The sequence below is a fragment of the Pseudomonas sp. BN411 genome (assembly GCF_029871235.1).
Lineage (GTDB): Bacteria > Pseudomonadota > Gammaproteobacteria > Pseudomonadales > Pseudomonadaceae > Metapseudomonas.
In genome coordinates, this window is record NZ_SSOM01000055.1 from 61,465 (window position 1) to 82,895 (window position 21,431).

The 21,431-nt window shown below is 65.3% G+C and carries 20 protein-coding genes; 6 read left to right on the forward strand and 14 right to left on the reverse strand.

Features of this window, described 5'->3' with window-relative positions:
• Nucleotides 1–68: 68 nt before the first annotated feature.
• The 7 genes from E8F06_RS08290 to E8F06_RS08320 all read right to left on the reverse strand — a co-directional run bounded on the left by E8F06_RS08290 (nt 69) and on the right by E8F06_RS08320 (nt 5,857).
• A complete protein-coding gene (locus tag E8F06_RS08290; protein WP_280366031.1) occupies nt 69–719 on the reverse strand; it encodes a LysE family translocator in 651 nt (216 codons plus the stop codon).
• Between the two features lie 44 nt (nt 720–763).
• Complete coding sequence (locus tag E8F06_RS08295; RefSeq protein ID WP_280366033.1) at nt 764–1,567, reverse strand: AraC family transcriptional regulator; 804 nt, start codon at nt 1,565–1,567, stop codon at nt 764–766.
• 164 nt (nt 1,568–1,731) lie between these two features.
• The gene (locus tag E8F06_RS08300) at nt 1,732–2,175 is read right to left on the reverse strand and encodes a hotdog fold thioesterase (RefSeq protein WP_280366035.1); all 444 of its coding nucleotides are present in this window, start codon (nt 2,173–2,175) and stop codon (nt 1,732–1,734) included.
• A gap of 50 nt (nt 2,176–2,225) precedes the next feature.
• Nucleotides 2,226–3,893, reverse strand: coding sequence for an AMP-binding protein (locus tag E8F06_RS08305; RefSeq protein ID WP_280366038.1), 1,668 nt, complete (start codon nt 3,891–3,893; stop codon nt 2,226–2,228).
• Nucleotides 3,894–3,997: 104 nt separating this feature from the next.
• Nucleotides 3,998–4,462 (reverse strand): phosphohistidine phosphatase SixA, encoded by a 465-nt coding sequence (sixA, locus tag E8F06_RS08310; protein ID WP_190828332.1) that lies wholly within the window; start codon nt 4,460–4,462, stop codon nt 3,998–4,000.
• Nucleotides 4,459–4,806 (reverse strand): DUF4389 domain-containing protein, encoded by a 348-nt coding sequence (locus E8F06_RS08315; protein ID WP_280366042.1) that lies wholly within the window; start codon nt 4,804–4,806, stop codon nt 4,459–4,461. Before E8F06_RS08315 ends, sixA begins: the two co-directional genes overlap by 4 nt.
• A gap of 28 nt (nt 4,807–4,834) precedes the next feature.
• A complete protein-coding gene (locus tag E8F06_RS08320) occupies nt 4,835–5,857 on the reverse strand; it encodes an NAD(P)H-dependent glycerol-3-phosphate dehydrogenase (RefSeq protein WP_190828335.1) in 1,023 nt (340 codons plus the stop codon).
• A gap of 323 nt (nt 5,858–6,180) precedes the next feature.
• Between E8F06_RS08320 and E8F06_RS08325 the strand changes: the two genes are divergently transcribed.
• The 4 genes from E8F06_RS08325 to E8F06_RS08340 all read left to right on the forward strand — a co-directional run bounded on the left by E8F06_RS08325 (nt 6,181) and on the right by E8F06_RS08340 (nt 11,909).
• Nucleotides 6,181–8,088, forward strand: coding sequence for an ATP-binding protein (locus tag E8F06_RS08325; protein ID WP_280366045.1), 1,908 nt, complete (start codon nt 6,181–6,183; stop codon nt 8,086–8,088).
• 261 nt (nt 8,089–8,349) lie between these two features.
• Nucleotides 8,350–8,865, forward strand: a complete 516-nt coding sequence (gene fabA / locus E8F06_RS08330; protein WP_280366047.1) for a 3-hydroxyacyl-[acyl-carrier-protein] dehydratase FabA — start codon at nt 8,350–8,352, stop codon at nt 8,863–8,865.
• Between the two features lie 11 nt (nt 8,866–8,876).
• Entirely contained in the window at nt 8,877–10,094 is a 1,218-nt protein-coding gene (gene fabB, locus E8F06_RS08335; protein WP_280366049.1) for a beta-ketoacyl-ACP synthase I, read from the forward strand.
• 189 nt (nt 10,095–10,283) lie between these two features.
• Nucleotides 10,284–11,909, forward strand: coding sequence for a methyl-accepting chemotaxis protein (locus tag E8F06_RS08340; protein ID WP_280366051.1), 1,626 nt, complete (start codon nt 10,284–10,286; stop codon nt 11,907–11,909).
• 73 nt (nt 11,910–11,982) lie between these two features.
• Here the strand turns inward: E8F06_RS08340 and mddA are convergent, their stop codons facing one another.
• From mddA to E8F06_RS08365, 5 genes are all read right to left on the reverse strand, one after another.
• Nucleotides 11,983–12,756, reverse strand: coding sequence for a methanethiol S-methyltransferase (mddA, locus tag E8F06_RS08345; protein ID WP_280366053.1), 774 nt, complete (start codon nt 12,754–12,756; stop codon nt 11,983–11,985).
• A gap of 99 nt (nt 12,757–12,855) precedes the next feature.
• On the reverse strand, nt 12,856–15,678 hold the full coding sequence (locus E8F06_RS08350; protein ID WP_280366055.1) for a PAS domain S-box protein: 2,823 nt from the start codon (nt 15,676–15,678) through the stop codon (nt 12,856–12,858).
• Between the two features lie 228 nt (nt 15,679–15,906).
• Complete coding sequence (locus E8F06_RS08355; protein WP_280366057.1) at nt 15,907–16,626, reverse strand: response regulator; 720 nt, start codon at nt 16,624–16,626, stop codon at nt 15,907–15,909.
• A 65-nt stretch (nt 16,627–16,691) separates the two neighbouring features.
• Complete coding sequence (locus E8F06_RS08360; RefSeq protein WP_271470449.1) at nt 16,692–17,156, reverse strand: DUF3859 domain-containing protein; 465 nt, start codon at nt 17,154–17,156, stop codon at nt 16,692–16,694.
• 63 nt (nt 17,157–17,219) lie between these two features.
• Complete coding sequence (locus tag E8F06_RS08365) at nt 17,220–18,242, reverse strand: amidohydrolase family protein (protein WP_280366061.1); 1,023 nt, start codon at nt 18,240–18,242, stop codon at nt 17,220–17,222.
• A 138-nt stretch (nt 18,243–18,380) separates the two neighbouring features.
• Here E8F06_RS08365 and E8F06_RS08370 point away from each other — a divergent pair, with 138 nt between their 5' ends.
• Nucleotides 18,381–18,800 (forward strand): OsmC family protein, encoded by a 420-nt coding sequence (locus E8F06_RS08370; protein WP_280366064.1) that lies wholly within the window; start codon nt 18,381–18,383, stop codon nt 18,798–18,800.
• Between the two features lie 20 nt (nt 18,801–18,820).
• Entirely contained in the window at nt 18,821–19,681 is an 861-nt protein-coding gene (locus E8F06_RS08375) for a pirin family protein (protein ID WP_280366067.1), read from the forward strand.
• A gap of 193 nt (nt 19,682–19,874) precedes the next feature.
• Here the strand turns inward: E8F06_RS08375 and E8F06_RS08380 are convergent, their stop codons facing one another.
• Together E8F06_RS08380 and E8F06_RS08385 are read right to left on the reverse strand one after the other, a co-directional pair.
• The gene (locus tag E8F06_RS08380) at nt 19,875–20,600 is read right to left on the reverse strand and encodes a dienelactone hydrolase family protein (RefSeq protein ID WP_280366069.1); all 726 of its coding nucleotides are present in this window, start codon (nt 20,598–20,600) and stop codon (nt 19,875–19,877) included.
• 3 nt (nt 20,601–20,603) lie between these two features.
• Nucleotides 20,604–21,392: a dienelactone hydrolase family protein gene (locus E8F06_RS08385; RefSeq protein WP_280366070.1), complete on the reverse strand. Its 789-nt coding sequence runs from the start codon at nt 21,390–21,392 to the stop codon at nt 20,604–20,606.
• Nucleotides 21,393–21,431: the final 39 nt, after the last annotated feature.

The following is a 21,431-nucleotide window of genomic DNA, read 5'->3' on the forward strand; positions in this document are numbered from 1 at the left end:
GGAATGCCGGAGATTCTCCGGCAGCCCCGCAAGCACGGCAATGACTGTAACCGCCAGTGATGATGGCGCTATTGCCAAAAGCCCGGTGCCAGCAGCCGCCCCACCAGCCCCAGAGCCACCAGCAGGAACACCAGTCCGCACGCCAGGTCGATGGCCGGGGCCGCACGCAGCAGGCGCTGCTGGTTGCTGGCACGGGTGAGCACCAGTCCCAGCAGGCTGAACCAGGCCAGGCCCATGCCGAAGAGGATCGCGGCGGCACCGAACTTGCCGGCAGCGGACATATCCGCCGGGATCAGTCCTGTCAGCAGCGCGAGGAAGAACACCAGCGCCTTCGGGTTGAACAGGTTGGTGGCCAGGCCGCGCAACCAGGGCCCCAGGCTGGAAGACGGCAGCTCACCACTCAGGGCTCCACCTTGGCCCCGTCCACGCCGGAACCAGCTGCGCACGGCACCGACGCCGAGCCAGCCGAGGTAGCTCGCTCCCAGCAGTTGCAACAGGTCGAAGAGAATGGGCGAACGGCTGACCAGCAAGGCCACCCCCGTCAGCACCAGGGTGCCGTGGATGAGGATGCCGCAGGCGAGGCCCAGGGCACTGAGCAAGCCGGCGCGGCGCCCCTGGTGTACGGCGGTGCGGACCACCAGTGCCACGTCGGGGCCGGGGCTGACCAGGGCGATGGCGAACACGGCCGCCAACGACAGCAAGACGGAAGTCTCCTGCATGGAAGTTCTCCAGGATGTAGGGGGAGTTCAGCGGTCTGGGCGGGTCAGCGGCTGCGCAGCTTCGCCGGCGGCAGGCCGTAGGTACGACGGAACAGTCGCGAGAAATGCGCCTGGTCGTAGAAGCCCAGGTCCAAGGCCACTTCACTCAGGTTCTCGCCGCGCAGCACCCGTGGCAGGGCACGTTCCAGGCGCAACTGGGTCAGCCACTGGTGGGGTGGCAGCCCGCACTGGCGATTGAAGCGCCGCAACGCCTGCCAGGGACTGAGGCCGCAGAACGCAGCCAGTTCCTCCAGGGAGGGTGGCGAGTCCAGCCGCGATTCGAGCCACTCCCGCAGCCGCGCCCAGGTACGCCCGTCGAAACCCTGCTCCGGCTCCCGGACTCGCAAGGTGGAGCCCTGCCCCAGCAGGTTGGCCAGGGCCGGCCACAGCAGGCTCTCCTGCTCCAGCCGCGAGCCCTCGATCAGCGCGCCGTGCAGGCCCTGCAGCTGGCTGCGCAGCCCAGCGTCGCGAAGGATGCTGGTGGTCAGGCGCGGCGCACCCTGGCGGTCGTCGCTGAGGGTGCGGCTGGCTTCGTCCAGCCAATGCGGATCAAAGGCCAGCACGCGGATCTGGTAACCCTGGCCATCGACGCCAGCGCCATCGTGGATCTGCTCCGGCGCCATCAACAGCACATCCCCGGTGTCTGCCTGGTGGCTTTCACCCTGGTGCAGATAACGCTGCCGGCCACGCACAACCAACCCCAGGTGGTACTCCAGGTGGAAGTGTCGGGGGAAGCTGAAGCGCTGGTGCTGGGCGTCGATCAGGCGAACGCCGGGCAGGCAGCTGGGGATGTGATGAGTCTGGTCCATGGGCGCCACTTTACTCCCGGGTAGCGCCGGGTTCTTGGACAAAATTGCAGGGTTGGCTGATGGGTATCGCTTCGCTCCACCCATCCTACGGGTGTGTACGGACGACTTCCTTGTAGGGTGGGCTTCAGCCCACGCTGACCTCCGATGGTGGGCTGAAGCCCACCCTACGCCCGTGGAGGCTCGGCACCCAATGGGACGATGGCCATGGTCAGACGGGAGATGCAGCTCGACTTGCCGTCCTCCCCGGCCAGGCGGATGTCCCACACGTGGGTGGTGCGCCCCAGGTGCACCGGCCGGGCGACCGCTGTAACACGACCGCTGCGCAGGCCGCGCAGGTGGTTGGCGTTGACTTCCAGGCCAACGCAGTAAAAGCGGCTGGTGTCGATGCACAGGTAGCTGGCGGTAGAACCCAGGGTTTCCGCCAGCACTACCGACGCGCCGCCGTGAAGCAGGCCGTAGGGTTGGTGGGTGCGCGGGTCGACCACCATGCTGGCGGTCAGGGATTCGTCGTCGTAGGCCTCGAAGCGGATGTCCAGGCCTTCGCCGATGGTGTTTTTCAGGGATTCGTTGAGTTGTGCAAGATCAGGGGTTTGATTCCACAGGCCCATGGGGTCACTCCTTGTGGGAAGCCGGGACGCGGAGTCCCGGCCAGGCGGATTCAATCGTGCCAGACGACTGCTTCCTGGCGTTCGAGCCATTCGGGGAAGCGCTTGCCGTAGGCATCTTCGACGATGTTGCGCTTGATCTTCAGCGTCGGGGTGAGGAAGCCGTTGTCCACGGCCCAGACGTCCTTGACCAGCACCAGCCCCTGCAGACGCTCATGCTTGTCGAGGTCGCCATTGACCTCTTCCAGCAGGCTGCGCAGGCTGATTTCCAGATCGGAGCGGGCTCCGTTCGCCGCTTCCTGCCGCCCCACTTCAGACAGCACGCAAAGGGCCATCGGCTGCGGCAGGCCGTCGCCCACCACGCACACCTGTTCGATGCGCGGATGCACGGCCAGGCGATTCTCGATGGGCGCGGGAGCCACGTACTTGCCCTTGCTGGTCTTGAAGATTTCCTTGATGCGACCGGTCAGGTGCAGGTTGCCCTTGGCGTCCTGCTCGCCCTTGTCGCCGGTGCGCAGGTAGCCGTCCACCGTGATGGTTTCGGCGGTCTTTGCCGAGTCCTTGTAGTAGCCCTGCATGGTGGCGCCACTGCGGACCAGCACTTCCCCCTCCTCGCTGATGCGGACTTCCACGCCGGGACTGTTGCGGCCGATCCAGCCGGGCATCACTTCGCCCTTGCGGCACAGATGGGAATAGCCGCAGTTCTCGGTCATGCCGTAGACCTCCAGCACTTCCAGGCCGAGGCGCTTGTACCAGTCCAACAGTGCCCCGGGTACCGGCGCCGCGCCACACAGGGCGTTGCGCACGGCATCCAGGCCGAGGCCGGCAAGCACCTTGCGACCGACGATGCGGCCGATGATGGGCAGCCTGAGCATGCGGTCGAGCTTCTGCGCCGGCATCTTCGAGTAGACGCCCATCTGGAACTTGGTCCAGATCCGCGGCACGCCGAAGATGGCCGTCGGCCGGGCACGGCGCAGGTCGTCGAGGAAGGTTTCCAGGCTTTCGGCGAAGAACACCGTCTGCCCGGCGTAGAGCGAACCCATTTCAACGAACATGCGCTCGGCTACATGGCACAGCGGCAGGTAGGACAGCAGGCGGTCTTCCTCGCCGGTCTGGAACATGTCCATGCCGTGGGTGGCGGCGAAAGCGAAGTTGCTGAAGTTGTGCATCACGCCCTTGGGAGTGCCGGTGGTACCGGAGGTATAGATGATGGTGGCGAGTTGATCCGGGGCGCTGCGGGGGCTGTCCTGGATCGGGTTGACGGCCTGCAGGTCGGTCCAACTGAAGTTGAACTCGCCAGCCGGGTGGATCGGCAGCGCGATGGTTGAAACGCCTTCGGGCACGCCGCTCGCCATCGCCGGCCAATCGTCGAGCTTGCCGATGAAGGCCAGCGCCGATTCGGAATGCGCCAGCACCTGCTGGACCGATTCGGCGGTGAGGTTGGGATACAGGGGAACGGAAACGTGGCCGGCCATCCAGATGGCGAGGTCGGCGATGATCCAGTGGGCGCAGTTCTTGGAGATGATTGCGATGCGGCTGCCCTGGGGCAGGTCGCGCCCTCGCAGCCAACTGGCGGCCCGGCGGGCCTGCTCGCCTACTTCACCCCAGGTCAGCTCCTCGATCCTTCCACCGCCTAGCGGCTGGACCAGGTAGCGCTTGTTCGGGTGACGGGCTTCACGCTCAAAAAACACTTCAAGCGGCAAACGGACTGCATCAGCCACAGGGCCTCCTCCTTTGTTCTTTTTGTGGGGGACAACCAAGCACTTGCTTGGGCGACTATTCCACGCACCCGGAGGAGGCGCAAGTTAAGAAATGTTGCGATTCGTCAGTGACGGCGAACGTGATGCACGGTGCGCAGGGACATCAGCCCGGGCACCAGCAGATCGCCTTCCAGCTCGGCCAGGCTGGCCGTGCCCATGGGCACAGGTTCCTGGCGATGGCCGTGAATGAGGAAGCCCGCGAGGTCGCTGACGAAGGGGTTGTGGGTGACCAGCAAGAGGTCCTGTTCACCGCGCTCGGCGAGGAAGTCGAGGGCTTCCCGCGGGTCGCTGTCGGGGGTCAGCCAGGGGACTGTCCCAACAGCGGCGTTGAAGCCCAGGGCATCACGAACCAGTTCAGCAGTCTGCTGCGCCCGCACGTACGGGCTGGCGAGAATCGCCCCCAGCGGTCGGCCGGCAAGCACGGCTGCGGTCTGCAGTACATCCTTGCGGCCGTGACGGGTCAGCTCGCGCTGCGCATCGGTAGCGGCGCGGGGCTCGGCCTCACCGTGGCGCAGCAGCCAGAGCCTCATAGCTTGGGCTCTTCGTCACGCACCGGGTGGGCGGCCGGCGGCACTTCGTGTGCGGCTTCGCCCTGGGGGGCGCTGGCCTCGGGCCAATCGGCGAAGGGCCAGGGCTTCTCTTCGGTGTTGAAGGTGCCGAAGCGGCCGATCTGCGCCAGGTACTGGCTGAGACTGTCGCCGAAGGACAGCAGGCCGCTGTTGGGCGCGCCGTAGAACGCGCGGTAGCCGAGTTGCAGCAGCACCACGGCGCCGAGGACGATCTCGGCCAACTGCCAGACGATGACGAAAATGAGCATCCACAGGACGCGCAGCAGGATGTGTTCGCGCTGCAGGTCTTCGCGCTCTTCGCTCATGGGGGATCTCCTTGTCCGAAAGGGTGAATCAGAAACCGGTGGTTGGAATGAAGTCTACGTCGGTCTTGGGCTCGCCGCGCATCAGCAACTCGATCACCTGAGCCAGCGTACGCCCCTCGAAAAGGATGGCATGCAGACCCGCGACCAGCGGCATGTAGACCTGCAGCTCCTCGGCACGGGTCTTGAGCACCTTGAGGGTGTTGACGCCTTCGGCCACCTCCCCCAATCGCGCCACGGCGTCTTCCAGCGACAGACCTTCGCCCAGCGCGTAGCCCACCTGGTAGTTGCGGCTCTTGGGCGAGGAGCAGGTGACGATGAGGTCGCCCACGCCGGCCAGGCCGAGGAACGTCATGGGGTTGGCGCCGAGCTTGACCGCGAAGCGGGTCATTTCCGCCAGGGCGCGGGTGATCAGCATGCTCTTGGTGTTCTCACCCATGTCCAGCGCGGCGGCCATGCCAGCGATGATGGCGTAGACGTTCTTCAAGGCGCCGCCCAGCTCGACCCCGAAGCGATCCTGGCTGGCGTAGACGCGGAAGGTGCGCCCGTGCAGGGCGGACTGCACACGCTTGCAGAGTTCGGCGTCCTCACTGGCGACCACAGTGGCGGTCAGCGCGTGGTCGGCGATTTCCTTGGCCAGGTTGGGGCCGGAGATCACGCCGATACGGGCATCCGGGGCCACTTCTTCAAGAATCTGACTCATCAGCTTGAAGCTCTGCGCCTCGATGCCCTTGGTGGTGCTGACCAGCAGCTTGCCCGCCAGTTGCCCGGCCACCGGCTCCAGCACCTTGCGCAGTGCGCTGGACGGCAAGGCCACGAACACCAGCTCGCAGTCGGCGAGCACGCCGGACAGGTCGGTATCCGGTTCCACGCCGGGAAGGATCGTCACACCCTTGAGATAGCGCGGGTTCTCGCGCTGGGTACGGATCGCCTCGGCCTGTTCCGGGTCGCGCATCCAGTGGCGCACACGCTGGCCATTCTCGGCCAGCAGGTTGGCGATAGCGGTGCCGAAGCTGCCGCCGCCGAGCACCGCAACGGGTTGCTGTTCAGTCATAACGGGTCCATGTAGGCCATAGGAATGGCGAATCCGCGCATTATACGGAGGCGCCGCTGGCCAGCCAGCCTCTATCCGGGGCCTTTGCGCTGGAAAAGCCCTCATCCTCGGTTAAGATGCCGCAGTTTTGCGGCGTCGAGAGCGCCACTTGGTTCCCTGGCAACCTCAACGCAGCAAAATTTCCCCGAGCACCGGGGCGCAACGGGACTAAAGTTCCAGCATAGAACCGCTCCACGGACGACCCTGCACCGAGGCAATAGGAAGATGTGCCCACCCGCCCCCCGACGCCCGACACCTCCCGCAGCTCAAGGAGCGGCGCACCCATGACCTTGCGGCGCCGCTGGGACATCCATACCCGTACCCAGCTCATCAGCCTCGGTCCGGCACTATTACTGACCCTGTTGCTCACCGGTTTCTTCACCTTCGCCCGTTTGCAGGACCTGCGCCAGGAGCTGAACCACACCGGCCAGTTGATCGCCAGTCAACTTGCCCCGGCGGCGGAATACGGCGTGGTCACCGGCAACCTGGAAGTCCTGGAGGGCCTGCTCCAGGCCAGCCTGGGCACACCCCACGTGCGCTTCCTGGAAGTACGCGACCGCGCCGACAACATCCTCGTTTACCTGGAACAGCAGGAAAGCCTGGAAAAGAGCGGCACCCAAGTGGAGGTCTTCCACGCGCCCATCATCCAGCAGCAGCTCCACCTGCAGGCCCAACGCACCCACGCCAGGGTCGACGGCCGCAGCAGCGATAGCAACTACCTGGGCCGCGTCGTGGTCGGCATGTCCAACGACGCCTTCAGCAGCCGCCAGCAGGAAATCCTCCTCAAGGCCACAGTGCTGGCCCTGATTGCGCTGCTCCTCACCTTCCTCCTCGCCCGCCGTCTGGCCACCCGCCTGTCGCAGCCCATCAGCGCCATGGGCGATGCGGTCAAGGCCATCCAGGATGGCAACTACAACGCCAGCTTGCCCGTGGTAGATGACAGCGAATTGGGCGACCTCAGCCGCCACATCAACAACCTCGCCGGCGGCCTCGAACAGGCCAGCCAGGAGCAGCAGCAGGCGATGGGCCAGCTGATCAAGGCGCGCGAGGAAGCGGAAATGGCGAACCGCGCCAAATCCGACTTCCTGGCAATGATGAGCCACGAACTGCGCACCCCCATGAACGGCGTCCTGGGCATGCTGCAGCTGCTCGAAACCACCGAGATGACCGATGAACAGGCCGAATACGCGGCACTGGCCACGGAATCCACCGAGCACCTGCTGAAGGTGATCAACGACATTCTCGATTTCTCCCGCATCGAGCGTGGCGCGCTGGAGCTGGAGCGCATCCCCTTCAACCTGCTGGACCTGATCCTCGGCTCGGTACAGGTGTTCCAGCACAGCGCCCAGCAGCGCGGGCTGGCCCTGAGCCTGGACACCCAGGAAGGCCTGGAGCGGGTCGAGGTGCACGGCGACCCGACGCGCCTGCGGCAAATCCTGGTCAATCTGGTGGGCAATGCCCTGAAGTTCACCGAAGAAGGCGGCATCAAGGTGCAAACCCGCTGGCAGGCGCTGGACAGCGAAGTGCTCTGGCTCACGTGCGCGGTACATGACAGCGGCATCGGCATCCCGCCGGACCGACTGGAACATATGTTCGACGCCTTCCAGCAGGCCGATCACTCGATTTCCCGCCGTTACGGCGGCACCGGCCTCGGGCTGCCCATCGCCCGCACCCTGGCCGAACGCATGGGCGGCACCCTGCGTGCCGAGAGCCATGAAGGTTCGGGCTCGATCTTCACCCTGGAGATTCCCCTGCCGTTCCGTCCCCAGAGCTCGGAAACGCTGGGCGACCAGGCCCATGGGCATGGCGCGGGTACCGGCCAGCACGTGCTGCTGGTGGAGGACAATCCGGTGAACCAGACCGTGATCGAGGCCATGCTGCGCAGCCTGGGCTACCAGGTGAGCCTGGTGGGCGACGGCGCCCAGGCGGTGCATCAGGCCTCACGCCATCACTATTCGGCCATCCTCATGGACTGCCGCCTGCCGGTTCTCGACGGTTACGAAGCCACGCGCCAGATTCGCCAGATGAATGGCGGCGCCACGCTGCCGATTATCGCCCTGACCGCCAATGCCCTGCAGGGCGACCGCGAGGCCTGTCTGGCCGCGGGAATGAACGACTACCTGGCCAAACCCTTCAAACGGGCTGACCTGCTGCGGGTCATGCAGCGCTGGTTGAGCAAGCCGTCGGACTGAAACGACTGGTGCCGTTTCCAGACATTCGTCGAGTGTCCGGGAATGTTAAAGTGCGAGACGCTTTGCGCGCGGGAGGTCCCCCGGCAGCCCCTTGCGACGGGCTGTGGTCACATCAGGTGAACGACTGTGCTCGGCATTCTGTGACTTTCACCGCAACGCAACAGTCTATGACTAGTCTGCCGCATGACGCCCCCTACAACGGCCACGGCAGAAGGATGAATGCAACGCCCTGTGCCAGACGGGGACCATTGAGGAGCTCGCATGACCAAACAAAACGCCTATACCCGGGAAGACCTGCTGCGCTGCAGTCGCGGCGAGCTGTTCGGCCCTGGTAATGCGCAACTGCCCGCCCCCAACATGCTGATGATCGACCGCATCGTGCATATCAGCGAAACCGGCGGGAAGTACGGCAAAGGCGAGATCGTCGCCGAGCTCGATATCAACCCTGACCTGTGGTTCTTCGCCTGCCACTTCGAAGGCGACCCGGTCATGCCCGGCTGCCTTGGCCTCGACGCCATGTGGCAGCTGGTCGGTTTCTTCCTCGGCTGGCAGGGCAACCCCGGCCGTGGCCGCGCCCTCGGCTCCGGCGAAGTCAAATTCTTCGGCCAGATCCTGCCGTCCGCGAAAAAGATCACCTACACCATCCACATCAAGCGCACTATTAATCGTTCGCTGATCCTCGGTATCGCCGATGGCACCGTTGCCGTCGACGGCCGCGAGATCTACAGCGCCGAAGGCCTGCGCGTCGGCCTGTTCACCTCTACCGACAGTTTCTGAAGGACATCCGCATGCGTCGCGTCGTGATCACTGGCCTGGGCATCGTTTCGTGCCTGGGCAATGACAAAGCCACTGTTTCCGCCAACCTGCGCGCCGGCAAGGCCGGTATTCGCCACAACCCGTCCTATGCCGAGATGGGTCTGCGCAGCCAGGTGTCCGGCTCGGTCAACCTGAACCTGGAAGAGCTGATCGACCGCAAGCTCTTCCGCTTCATGGGTGATGCCGCTGCCTATGCCTACCTGGCCATGCAGCAGGCTATCGAAGACGCCGGCCTGAGCGCCGAGCAGATCTCCAACCCGCGCGTGGGCCTGATCGCCGGCTCCGGTGGCGCTTCCACCGTCAACCAGATGGAAGCCATCGACACCCTGCGCGAGAAGGGCGTCAAGCGCATCGGCCCATACCGCGTGACCCGCACCATGGGCAGCACCGTTTCCGCGTGCCTGGCCACCCCCTTCCAGATCAAGGGTGTGAACTTCTCCATCTCCTCGGCCTGCGCCACCAGCGCGCACTGCATCGGCCAGGCCATGGAGCAGATCCAGCTGGGCAAGCAGGACATGGTCTTCGCCGGCGGCGGTGAAGAAGAGCATTGGAGCCAGAGCTGCCTGTTCGACGCCATGGGCGCCCTGTCCACCCAGTACAACGAAACCCCTGAGCGCGCCTCCCGCGCGTACGACGCCAAGCGTGACGGTTTCGTCATCGCCGGCGGCGGTGGCATGGTGGTTGTCGAAGAGCTGGAACACGCCCTCAAGCGTGGCGCCAAGATCTACGCAGAGATCGTCGGCTACGGCGCGACTTCCGACGGCTACGACATGGTCGCCCCGAGCGGCGAAGGCGCCATCCGCTGCATGCAGCAGGCGCTGGCCACCGTCGACACCCCGATCGACTACCTGAACACCCACGGCACCTCCACCCCGGTGGGCGACGTGGCGGAAATCCGCGGCGTGCGCGCCGTGTTCGGCGAAAAAGCCCCGGCCATCAGCTCCACCAAGAGCCTGTCCGGTCACTCCCTGGGCGCCGCAGGCGTGCAGGAAGCCATCTACTGCCTGCTGATGATGGAAGGCAAGTTCATGGCTGGTTCGGCCAACATCGACGAACTGGACCCGGAAGTGGCCGATCTGCCGATCCTGCGCGAGACCCGCGAAGACGCCAAGATCGACACCGTCATGTCCAACAGCTTCGGCTTCGGCGGCACCAACGCCACCCTGGTACTGCGCCGCTTCAACGGCTGATCCCAAACCCGGCGGTATCCACAACGCCCGTATCCCCCCGGATACGGGCGTTGTCGTTTATGGCGCCTCAACTAATTCCATTAGATCTGTAGGACCTTTCCGAACCGTCTGTTCCGCTATCAAGAAGCGCCGCCCTCCTCCGCTACAGGGACCAGCAACACCCTTTTCGTCCCGGATCGGAGTAGACCCATGTTCCTTCGCCAATTGCCCATCGCCTACCGCGCCGCCATCGGCTTCGCCATCATCACCCTGATGCTGGTCGGCCTCGGTGGTTTCGCCCACAACCGCATGGAGGCCATCAACGAGGCCTCCACCGAGATCAGCGAAATCTGGCTCCCCAGCGTCGAGGCCTCCGGCCAGATGGCTCTGCTCATGGCCACTTTCCGCCTCAGCGAGATGAACCACGTTCTGGCCCAGGACAGCGACACCATGAATGCCCAGGAGCAACGCATGGACAAGCTGCTCGCCGAGCTTGCAACGGTGGAAAAGGCCTACCAGCCATTGCTGCAGCTGCCGGAGGAGAAGCAGTTGTTCGAGGAAGTACTCAGCGCCAGCCGCGACTACATGAACAGCCACGAGGCCCTGCTGCAGCTGTCGCGCCAGAACGACACCGAACGCGCCTACGCGCTGATTCGTGGCGAGCAGTACCAGCGCTACGAAACCCTGTCACGTAGCCTCGCCGCATTGATCGACCTCGACCAAAGCCAGGCGCGGGAATCCAGCCGCCTCGGCGACGAAGTGGTGAGCGATGCCACCCGCTCCGTCGTGCTGGTCATGCTGCTGGCGGTCCTGGCCAGCATCGCCATCGCCTGGCTGCTGACCCAGAGCATCGTCGGCCCTATCCGCGAAGCCATGCGCACCGCAGAACGGGTAGCCGGCGGCGATCTCACCGGTGAGCTGGACAGCACCGGCCGCGACGAACCCGCCCGGCTGATGCAGGCACTGCAGTCCATGCGACAGTACCTGCGCGACACCATCGAACAGATCGGCCATTCCGCCACCCAGCTCGCCTCGGCAGCGGAAGAGCTCAATGCGGTGACCGAGGAAGGCAACCGCTCGCTGAACCGTCAACACGACGAGATCGAGATGGCCGCGACAGCGGTCAACCAGATGAGCGCGGCGGTGGAGGAAGTGGCGCGCAATGCCGCCTCCGCTTCCGAGGCCGCCACCACGTCGGAAGGCGTCGCGCTCAGCGGCCGCGAACAGGTGGAGGAAACCGTCCAGGCCATTCGCGGCATGGGCGAGGAAGTCACCCGTTCCACGCACATGGTGGCGGACCTCGCCGAGCAGGCCCAGGGCATCGCCACTGTGCTGGACGTAATCCGTTCCATCGCCGAGCAGACCAACCTGCTGGCCCTCAATGCCGCCATCGAGGCGGCCCGTGCAGGTGAACAGGGGCGCGGCTTCGCCGTGGTGGCCGATGAGGTACGCGCCCTCGCCCACCGCACCCAGGAGTCGACCCGCGAGATCGAACAGATGATCGCCGCCATCCAGGCCGGCTCCGATGCAGCCGTCAGTGCCATGAACCAGAGCGATACCCATGCGAGGGATATGGTCAAGTTGGCGGAAAGCGCCGGCCAGGCCCTACAGGAAATCGCCCGACAGGCCGGCGAGATCAACGAGCGTACCCTGGTGATCGCTACCGCCGCCGAGCAGCAGGCCCAGGTGGCCCGCGAGGTAGACCGCAACCTGGTGAACATCCGCGATATCTCGGTGCAGACCTCGGCCGGCGCCAACCAGACCTCCGCCGCCACTCATGAGTTGTCGCGCCTGGCGGTGGAGCTCAACGGCATGATCGCGCGCTTCGTGGTCTGACTTCCGAGCCCCGCCCTCCATCGCCAAACATGAAAAAGGGCGCCACCAAGGCGCCCTTCTCTGTTCCCGGCGATCAGGCCGCTTCGCGGTCGCCCGCCGCCTTATCCCGCCCGCCAATGCGCGGCAGCAACATGGGCACCTGGTTCCGATAGTCCGCGTACTCCGGATGCGCCCGCAGCAGGTCGCGCTCTTCCAGCCGGATGGCGGCCAGGATGTAGATGCTGGTCAGCGCGGCGAACAGCAGGTGGGTCGCACTCATGGTCGGGGTGGCCCAGAAACACAGGAACCATCCCAGGTAGAGCGGGTGGCGCACCAGCTTGTAGGCTCCCGGCGTCTTGAACTCCAGCTCGGTGTAGGGCTTGCCAAGCAGGTTCAGCCAGACCTGGCGCACGCCGAACAAGTCGAAGTGGTTGATCAGCAGGGTGGCGTAGAACACCAGCGCCCAGCCGAATCCGAAGGTCGCGCCCATTACCAGACGGCCGGAGCGGTTCTCGATGTTCCAGATTTCACCGCCGAGCGGCTGCCAATAGCTGTACAGCAGGATCAGCGCCAGGCTGGAGAACAGCACGTAGGTGCTGCGCTCAGCCGCTGGCGATACCCACTGGGTCCACCAGGCCTTGAAGGCCGGCCGGGCCATCAGGCTGTGCTGGACGGCGAAGATGGTCAGCAACAACACGTCGATTCCCAAGGCGGTCCAGAACGGCAGGCGCGGCTCGCCATCCAGGGTTCGTGGCGCGAACGGCAAGTTGGCGATGAAGCCGATGGAGTAGACGAAGGTGGCGAAGAAGATCAGGTAGCTGATCAGACCATAGGAAAAGATCGAAATGCGCTTGAAGTAGGTGAACATGATGCGCTCCTGCCGGGGGTTCTGGTCGGCGGGATCGCTCCGCTCCGCCTTGGACACCAGCTTCGCCCCGGCCTGTATCAGCCCGATGGCTGAGAGCGCTCAGTTTGTTTCCACTTTGTATCCGCTCCTGGGGCTCTCCAGCCAAGCGTGCAACAGTTGGTGCAGGCGCTGCTGGTCCAGTGGCTTGGTCAGCAGAGCCTTGACGCCCTGTTGCTGCACTTCGCTCTCCAGCAGGGAGTCGCTGAAGCCGGTGTAGAGCACGATGGGCAGGTCGGCACGGGACGCCAGCAGGCGCCGCGCCAGTTGCAGTCCGGACAGGCGCGGCATGCTCTGGTCGAGGATGACGAAGTCCCAGGCGTAAGGATCGGCGCAGAGCGCCTGGCTGGCCTGCTCCGCATCGCAGTAGATGCCCGGCTCCAGCCCCCAGCCCTCCAGCAGTTCCCCCATGAACTCGGCCACCGTGGCATCGTCGTCCACTACCGCAACACGGCCGCACAGGGCCGAGCGCAGGGGTGGCCGGGCGGCAATCGGCGCACTGGCCTCCTCCCCCTTCGCCGCCGGGCTGTGGGCCGGCATCAGCACGCGGAAGGTGGCGCCCTGCTCCGGCGTGCTGTCCAGGTGAATATGGCCGCCGTACTCATGGACGATGCCGTGCACCATGGACAGCCCCATTCCGCTGCCCTGGCCCGTGGCCTTGGTGGAGAAGAACGGCTCGAAGATCTGCGCCCGCAACGCCGGCTCGATCCCCGGGCCGCTGTCGCTGACCGTCAGTGCCACGTACCGGCCCTTGATCCGCTGCTGGCAGGAGGCGCAGACGCCCTCCAGCTCCTGCTGGCCCAGGCTCACCCGCAACTGGCCGACGCTGCCCATGGCATCGCGGGCATTGATGCAGAGGTTCATCAGCACCTGCTCCAGCTGCACCGGATCGGCCAGTACCCGTGGCAGGTCGTGGTCGAGTTGTACTTCCAGCTCCACCGTGGCCGGCAAGGTGGACTCCACCAGGCGAATGAAATCCCCCAGCAACAGATCCAGCGCGACCACCTGGGGCTTGCCACGGCTGCCCCGGCTGAAGGTGAGCATCTGCTGGATCAGGTCGCGGGCCTTTTCCGCCGAACGCTGCACCCGCGACAGGTACTTGCCCAGGCGCTCGTCGCTGCCCTGCTCCGCCAGTTCCTGGGCCATCACGGTGTAGCCCAGCATGCTGGTCAGCAGGTTGTTGAAGTCGTGGGCGATGCCCCCGGTGAGATGCCCGATGGCCTCCATGCGCTGGGCCTGGCGCAGTTGCTGCTCCAGGCGGGCGCGCTCCTCCTCGGCCTCGGTGCGCTCGGTGATGTCGCGCAGGTAGCAGATGAAACGCGGCCCCTCATCCCCCGGCACCTGGGTCAGGGCCAGTTCGGCGGTGAATTCGCGGCCGTCGGCACGCTGCGCCACCACCTCCATGCGTTTGCCGAGGAAGGCGCCGTGACCGGTCTGCAGGTAGTGCTCCAAGGCGTGCTCGTAGGCCTCGCGGAAGCGCGGCGGGATGATCAGCTTGAGCAACGAGTGCCCCAGCGCCTGCTCGCGACTGATACCGAAGCACTGCTCGGCGGCCGGGTTGAACGCCAGCACCCGCCCGGTCTCGTCCATGCTGATGAAGCAATCCAGGGCGGTATTGGTGATGGCGCGGTACTGCATCTCGCTGGCGCGCAGGGCCTGTTCGGCCTCCTTGCGCTGGGTGATCTCGCGGGTGATGCCGAGGATGCGGTCGATGCCGCCGATGGCCACACGCTTGAGCAGCACTTCGTCCCAGTGCAGGCTGCCGTCACGGTTGCGCCGGTGCCATTCGAAGCGCTGCACCTGGCCGGCAGCCGCACGCGCCAGGTAGCCGGCCGCCTCCTTGCCGGTATAGGGCGCGTAGCCGGCGCTGAAGGCATCGATGTCCAGCTTGAGCATTTCCTCGTAGCTGTAACCGTAGGCACGGCAGGCCTTGGGGTTGACGTCCACCAGGGCGCCGCTCTCGATGTCATGGACGAAGATGGCGTCCTCGGAGGTATCGAAGATCGCCCGGTAGCTGGCTTCCGCCTCCAGCCGCTCGATTTCCGCCGCTGCCCGTACCGAGAAGATGCGCAGCACCGATTCCACCTTGTCGCGGTCCGACATCGGCCCCAGCCGGCCGGCGGCGATCAGGCCCAGCGGCCGGCCATCGCTGGCGAACAGCGGGTAGCCCGCGTAGCTGTCGACGCCAAAGGCAGCCAGCACCTCGTCTGTGGGGTAGGAACTGCGCAGGTCGCGGGGCACGAAGTGGAAGCTGCGTCCGAACACCTCGGCGCAGGGCGTGCCTTTGAGGGAGTAGGTGGCGTTCTCGTGCAACGTCCCGCCGTAGTAGAGGGCCAGGGTGGTGAGGCTTTGCGGCCCTTCGTCGCTGATGCGGCTGACGAAGGCGAAATCGGCGTTCAGCGAACGCACCATGTAGCGGGCGATTGCCTCGAACACCTCGTTTCCTGTGGCGGCAGACACACCCAGGGCCACGAAGCGCAGCACCTCTTCCAGGCTCTTGCGGGAACTGATGTCGGTAGAGATGCCGCAGATGGCGCTGACCCGGCCGTCGCCATCGAAGAGCGGGAACTTGTTCGACAGATAGGTGCGGATGCTGCCGCCCATGGGCACCTGCTCCTCGAACTCCAGTTCATGACCGAGCTGGATCACCCTCAGGTCGTTGGCGCGCAGTACGTCGGCGATTTCCGGGGGAAAGAACTCGTGGTCGGTGTGCCCCAGCACCCGATCGGCGCGGACCTTGAACAAGCGCTCGAAGGCCCGGTTGACCAGCACCAGGCGGCCGTCGAGGTCCTTCACGTAGATCACCGCACTGCTGCTGTCGACGATCTGCCGCAAGCGATGCTCTTCAGCGCTGATGGCAAAGCGGCTGGTCAGGGGCTGGCTCACCGTAAGGCCCTCCGGGGTTGGCGGACTTGCCTGAGTATAGAGACAGCCCACCCCGGCCCGGGGAAACCCCGAGGCCATTGAAACAATTGAAACAAAGAGCTGACGTGGGGCGAATTTAGTGTTGTAACCCGTAGGAGCTGGCTTGCCAGCGAATGGCCCCTTTTTCGCTAGCAAGCTAGCTCCTACAAGGCTCCTAGATCGATGAATTCGCCCCTACAGCCTTACGCTTCAGCCCGGCACGAACATGTAGCCCACACCACGCACGGTGCGGATGATCTGCGGCTTGTCCGGGTCCTGTTCCAGCTTGCGACGCAGGCGGGCGATACGGATGTCGATGGAACGGTCGAAGGGATTCCAGTCGCGGTGCTGGGTGAGGTTCAGCAACTGGTCGCGGGACAGCGGCCGGTTGGGGCGCTGGGCGAAGGCCTGGAGCAGGTCGAACTCCATGGCGGTCAGGGGAATTTCCTCGCCCGAGGCGTCGAACAGCTGGCGGCTCTGCAGGTCGAGGCGGCACAGACCGAGTTGCAGGCAAGGGCTGTCGTTGTCCGCGACAGGCTGGGCGGCTGGTGCCGGATTGCGGCGATAGCGCCGCAGCACGGTCTTGAGCCGAGCCAGCAACTCGCGCGGGTCGAAGGGTTTGGCCAGATAATCATCGGCCCCGACTTCCAGGCCGACGATACGGTCCAGCGGCGTGCCGGCGCCGGACACCATGATCACCGGCAGGTCGTGATGTTCGCGCAGGTAACGCGCCAGGCTCAGGCCGTCCTCGCCCGGCAGCCCCACGTCCAGCAGCACCAGGTCGGGCAGCGCCTCGGCCAGCCGCGCACGCAGCTGGCCGCTGTCGGCCACGGCCTGGACCTGATAACCCTGGCCGCCGAGGTAATCCAGCAGCATTTCGCGGATTGCCTCGTCGTCGTCCACCACCAGGATGCTGATCTGTTCGGCCATGGGCCCGCGCCTCGCGCCTGCTTCAGACCCAGCGACTATAGCGCGCCATTACGACGCACGCGGGATCAGCGAACGGTGAAACTCTGGCGGGCCAGCAGGCGGTCGCCCTGGAAGACCATGAATTGCCACTCGCCCGGCACCACTTCGTAGTGCTCGGTGAACTCGAAGGCCATCACGTCGGTGGGGGCACCCGGTGCCATCTTCTGCTCCACGACGAACTTGTCGTGGCGCTTGCCGTCCGGACTGACTACGCCGGGGGTGAGGTAAAGCAGGGTCAGCGGGGTGTCCTTTTCCTGCTTGCCGACCAGGGTGTAGCGCATGCCGAACTTGGTGCCCAGCTTGGCCGGGATTTCGTCGGTCGGCTGGATCGTCTGGTTGCTGCGGGTCAGCACGCGCTCGCCCGGCTGGTAGTCCTGGTACTGGGATTCGAAGATGCCGTATTCCACCGGACCTTCCACGCGCACGTCAGCCAGGGCAACGCCGGAAGCCAGGCCGAGGGCCACGAGTGCTGTCATTCGAAAGGGGATCATGTCGCGCTCCTTGTTTGCGGTGGCGCGAGGTTATGACGCGGTCATGACAACCTCGTGACAGGCTCACTGCGCTGCGGCATTCCCCTGTTTTCGGGGCAGCACGGCGAGGAAATTGTCCCGCGCTACCTGGCGCGCCACCGGCTCCGGCAAGGCATCGAGGAAGGGTCGGTAGGCTGACAGGTAATCCCCCAGCCCATCGAAGCGACCCACTACATCCGAGCCCAGCATGAAGCGCTCCGGATGGCGCTCCACCAGTGCCAGCCAGCGGCGATCCGGTTTGCCGTCGGCGTCCAGCAGGTAGGGTTCCAGCACGCTCCAGGAGAGGTCGATGTAGAGGTTGGGGTAGTCCGCCAGCAGGCGTTCCAGGGTGGGCAGGAGGAAATCCAGCTTCGTCTGGTGGCGGTGGATTTCCATGCTGGAGCCGGCGTGGGCCCAAATGAAGCGCACATGGGGATGGTTGCGCAGCGGTTCTTCCACCTCCTGCAGGAACAGCGGATTGCGTTCGCGCTTGGAGGTGATGTTGGAGTGCAGCAGCACCGGCAGGTCGTATTCGGCGGCCAGGTGATAGATGCGGCCCATGGCCTCGTTGTTGGCCCGTGGCGTGTCGCCGTCGATCAGGGCGGTGAGGTCGTCGTGGCGGGTGAAGACTTCGCCAATCCCCTGCCAGAGCCCCGGGTCCAGCTCCAGCATGCGGCGGATATGGGCATCGGAGTTCTTGTCGTTGGGATTGAAGCCGCTGAGAAAGGGATGGAAGCGCTTGCGTTGTTCGTCCGGCAGTTGCTTGACCGCAGCGGCCACCAGCACGTCGGTGGCGCTGTACCAGTAGGCATCGGCGTCGTCGCCGGCGTAGTAGCGCGGGCGCTTGGGTTCGTCCTCGTGCCACTTCTTGGCCACCGGAATGCCGGAAATCATCACATGGTCGATGCCGCCCTTGTCCATCGCTTGCAACAGGGCCTGCATACCGTCGCTTTCCTGGAAGAAATCCACGTAATGCAAATGGGCGTCGCTGTAGCGGTAATCGCGCGCTTCGCCGGGAATCGCCAGCACCAGCAGGAGCGCGGCGAGACTGGTCTTCAGTCGATACAAGGCTCGTCCTCCGGGATGGGTGAGTGACCTTGGACCGACATCGCAATGGCTGTGTTCAACACCACAAGCCGCTGCCCGGTCGCCAGCCTTTGCGCTAGCCTAGCGGGACTCAATCGCTCACTGGCCAGGAGGCCCTCGATGACTATCCGTCTCACCCGTGATTCCGCCACCGGCACTCGCCAGCGCATCGAACTGGACGGCAAGGCACCGCTGTTCACCGACCTGCCGACGGACCTTGGCGGTGCCGGTGCGGACCCGGAGCCCCATGACTACTTCGATGCCGCCCTGGGCAGCTGCAAGGCCCTGACCGTCACCTACTACGCGCAGAAGAACGGCATTCCGCTGACCGGCGTGGACGTCGAGGTGAACCGCGACGACAGCGAAGAACGCAAGGGACACTACCGCCTGGACGTGAAGCTGACCCTGCGCGGCCCCCTCAGCGACGAACAACGCGCCACCCTGCTGCGCATCGCCGACAAGTGCCCGGTGCACAAGCTGATGACCCAGGTGGAAGTGAGCATCGAAACGCGCCTCGCCGAAGGCAACTTCAGCCAGTGACCTGCGCAGGAAGTCCGAGCATGAACATTCTCACCATCCGCCCGCGCGCCGAAGAGGTCGCCGGGCAACCGATTCTCCGTCCGCTGCCCTCGGCCCAGTGCCGAAGTGTCGGCCCCTTCGTGTTCTTCGACCACATGCTGGAGGCGGACTACGCCCCCGGTGCGGGAATGGACGTGCGCCAGCATCCGCATATCGGCCTCTCCACCCTCACCTACCTGTTCGAGGGCGAACTGCAGCACAAGGACAGCCTGGGTTCGGACCAACTGGTGAAGCCGGGTGACGTCAGTTGGATGACCGCCGGACGCGGCGTCGCCCATGTCGAGCGCACCCCGGCCAACCTTGTGGCCAGCGGTTCCCGTGCCCATGGCCTGCAGGTTTGGCTCGCCTTGCCGAAGGAACTGGAAGACTGCGAGCCCAGCTACAGCCATCACCCGGCCGCCAGTCTGCCGACCCAGGACGCCCTCGGCGTGCGCATCCGCCTGATCGCCGGCAACGGCTTCTGCCTGGAATCCCCGGTACCGGTGCTCTCCCCTACCCTCTATGCCGACCTGCAACTGGAGGCTGGTGCCACCCTGACCATCCCCTGCGAGCATCCGCAGCGGGCGCTCTACCTGCTGGAAGGTGAAGCACTGCTGGACGACCAGCCGCTGGAACCACGCAGCCTGGTGGTGCTACCGGAAGGCGTGGAGTTCGTGCTTTCTGCCTGCAGCGGCTGCCAGTTGGTGATGATCGGTGGCGCACCGCTGGACGGCCCGAGGCGGATGAACTGGAATTTCGTGTCCAGCAGCCCGGAGCTGATCGACCAGGCCCGCAGCCGCTGGGCAACCGGCGACTGGCCTGTGGTGCCGGGGGAAACCAGCCGGATCGAATTGCCGCGCTGATGGTGTGGGGGCGAATTCATTCGCCAGGCGGGACCTAGTTCCGCCGTAGGTTGGCGCTGAGCGCCAACCTACGGACTGTGGGTAGGGAGTGATTGAGCGCTTTTCTGTGGGGGCGATTTTAATCGCGAAAGGGTATGGCACCGAGCCCTGGCCAAATTCGCGAATGAATTCGCTCCGACAAACGGCGTGAAGCTCAGGCGAACACTTCGTCCAGCAGGGTGTACATCGCTGCGAAGGCACGTCGCGAGACCTTGCCGTTGTATTGCGCGGTACCCGGATTGTTGGCCGCCGGGTCGGTAAAGGAATGCACCGCACCGCCGTAGCTCAGCAGCTGCCAATCCACACCCGCCTCGCCCATCTCCCTGGCAAATGCCGGCAGCTGGTCTCGGGGCACCAACGGGTCCTGCGCGCCATCCAGCACCAGCACGGCTCCCTGGATATTGCGGGCGTCAGTGGGGTCCGGCGTATCCAGCGAGCCATGGAAGGACACCGCGGCCTTTAGCGGTGCGCCGGCCCGCGCCAGTTCCAGCGCGCAGGTGCCGCCGAAGCAGAAACCGAAAGCCGCCAGCCGGGCCGCATCAGTGGGAGCCGCTTGTTGGCCACGCAAGGCTTCCAGGGCCGCCAGTAGGCGACGGCGCAACAGCGTGCGGTCCTGCTTCAGCGGCAGCATGGCGGCACTCGCCTCCGCCGGGTTGCCCGGCCGCACCGTCGTGCCATACACGTCCGTCAGCAACACGCGATAACCCCGGCCGGCGACCTTCCCGGCGAGCTCCTCGGCACCACCGCTGACCCCGAACCAGTTGGGGGCCATCAGCAGACCCGGACGCGGCGCCGAGTCGGTGGCATCGAATAGCAGGCGGCCTTCGAAGGCCACGCCATCGACCGAGTAGCGGAGAGACTGGGACTGGATCTGCGTCATGGATTACCTCGTTCCGGTGAAGACTTCGTCGAACAGGTCGTTCATCGCCTGGTAGGCCCGCGCGGCGACCTTGGGGTTGTACTCATTGCGCCCCGGCACGTTGGCACCGGGCTCGGTGAAGGAGTGCACCGCGCCTCCGTAGCTGACCAACTGCCAATCTGCCTTGGCGGCAGTCATTTCGGCGGTAAAGGCGTCCACCTGAGTTTTGGGCACGGCCGGGTCATCGGCACCATGCAGCACCAGGACCGGCGCGCGGATGTTGCGGGCATCGGCCGGGTTGGGTGTGTCCAGGTTGCCATGGAAGGATACGAAGCCCTTCAACTGCGCCCCGGAGCGTGCCAGCTCCAGCACACTGCCACCGCCGAAGCAGAAACCGATGGCGCCGAGGCTGGCCAGATCAAGCGGCACCTTCGCACCCTGGGCCTTGAGCATCTCGACCCCTGCCTGGGCGCGCTTGCGCATCAGCGGCCGGTCACCCCGCACCGCAGTGGCGGCAGCCCTGGCTTCCTCCGGCTTGGTCGGGCGGACGCCCTTGCCGTACATGTCGGCGATGAAAATCACGTAGCGCTGGCCGGCAATGCCCTTCGCCTGGTCGGCAGCGGCCGGCGTCACCCCCATCCAGTTGGGCACCATCAGCAGGCCTGGGCGCGGGGTTTTCACCGCGTCGTCATAGACCAGGGTGCCTTCGAACGGCTTGCCGTCGATTTCATAAGGCACCGTCTGGGTGACCATGCCCGCCCAGGTCGGGCCGGCGAACGCGAACAGCAGCGAGGGCAGCAGCAATCTGTTCATGGACGATCTCCTGTAGCGGAGGGATGACTGAGCTTAGAC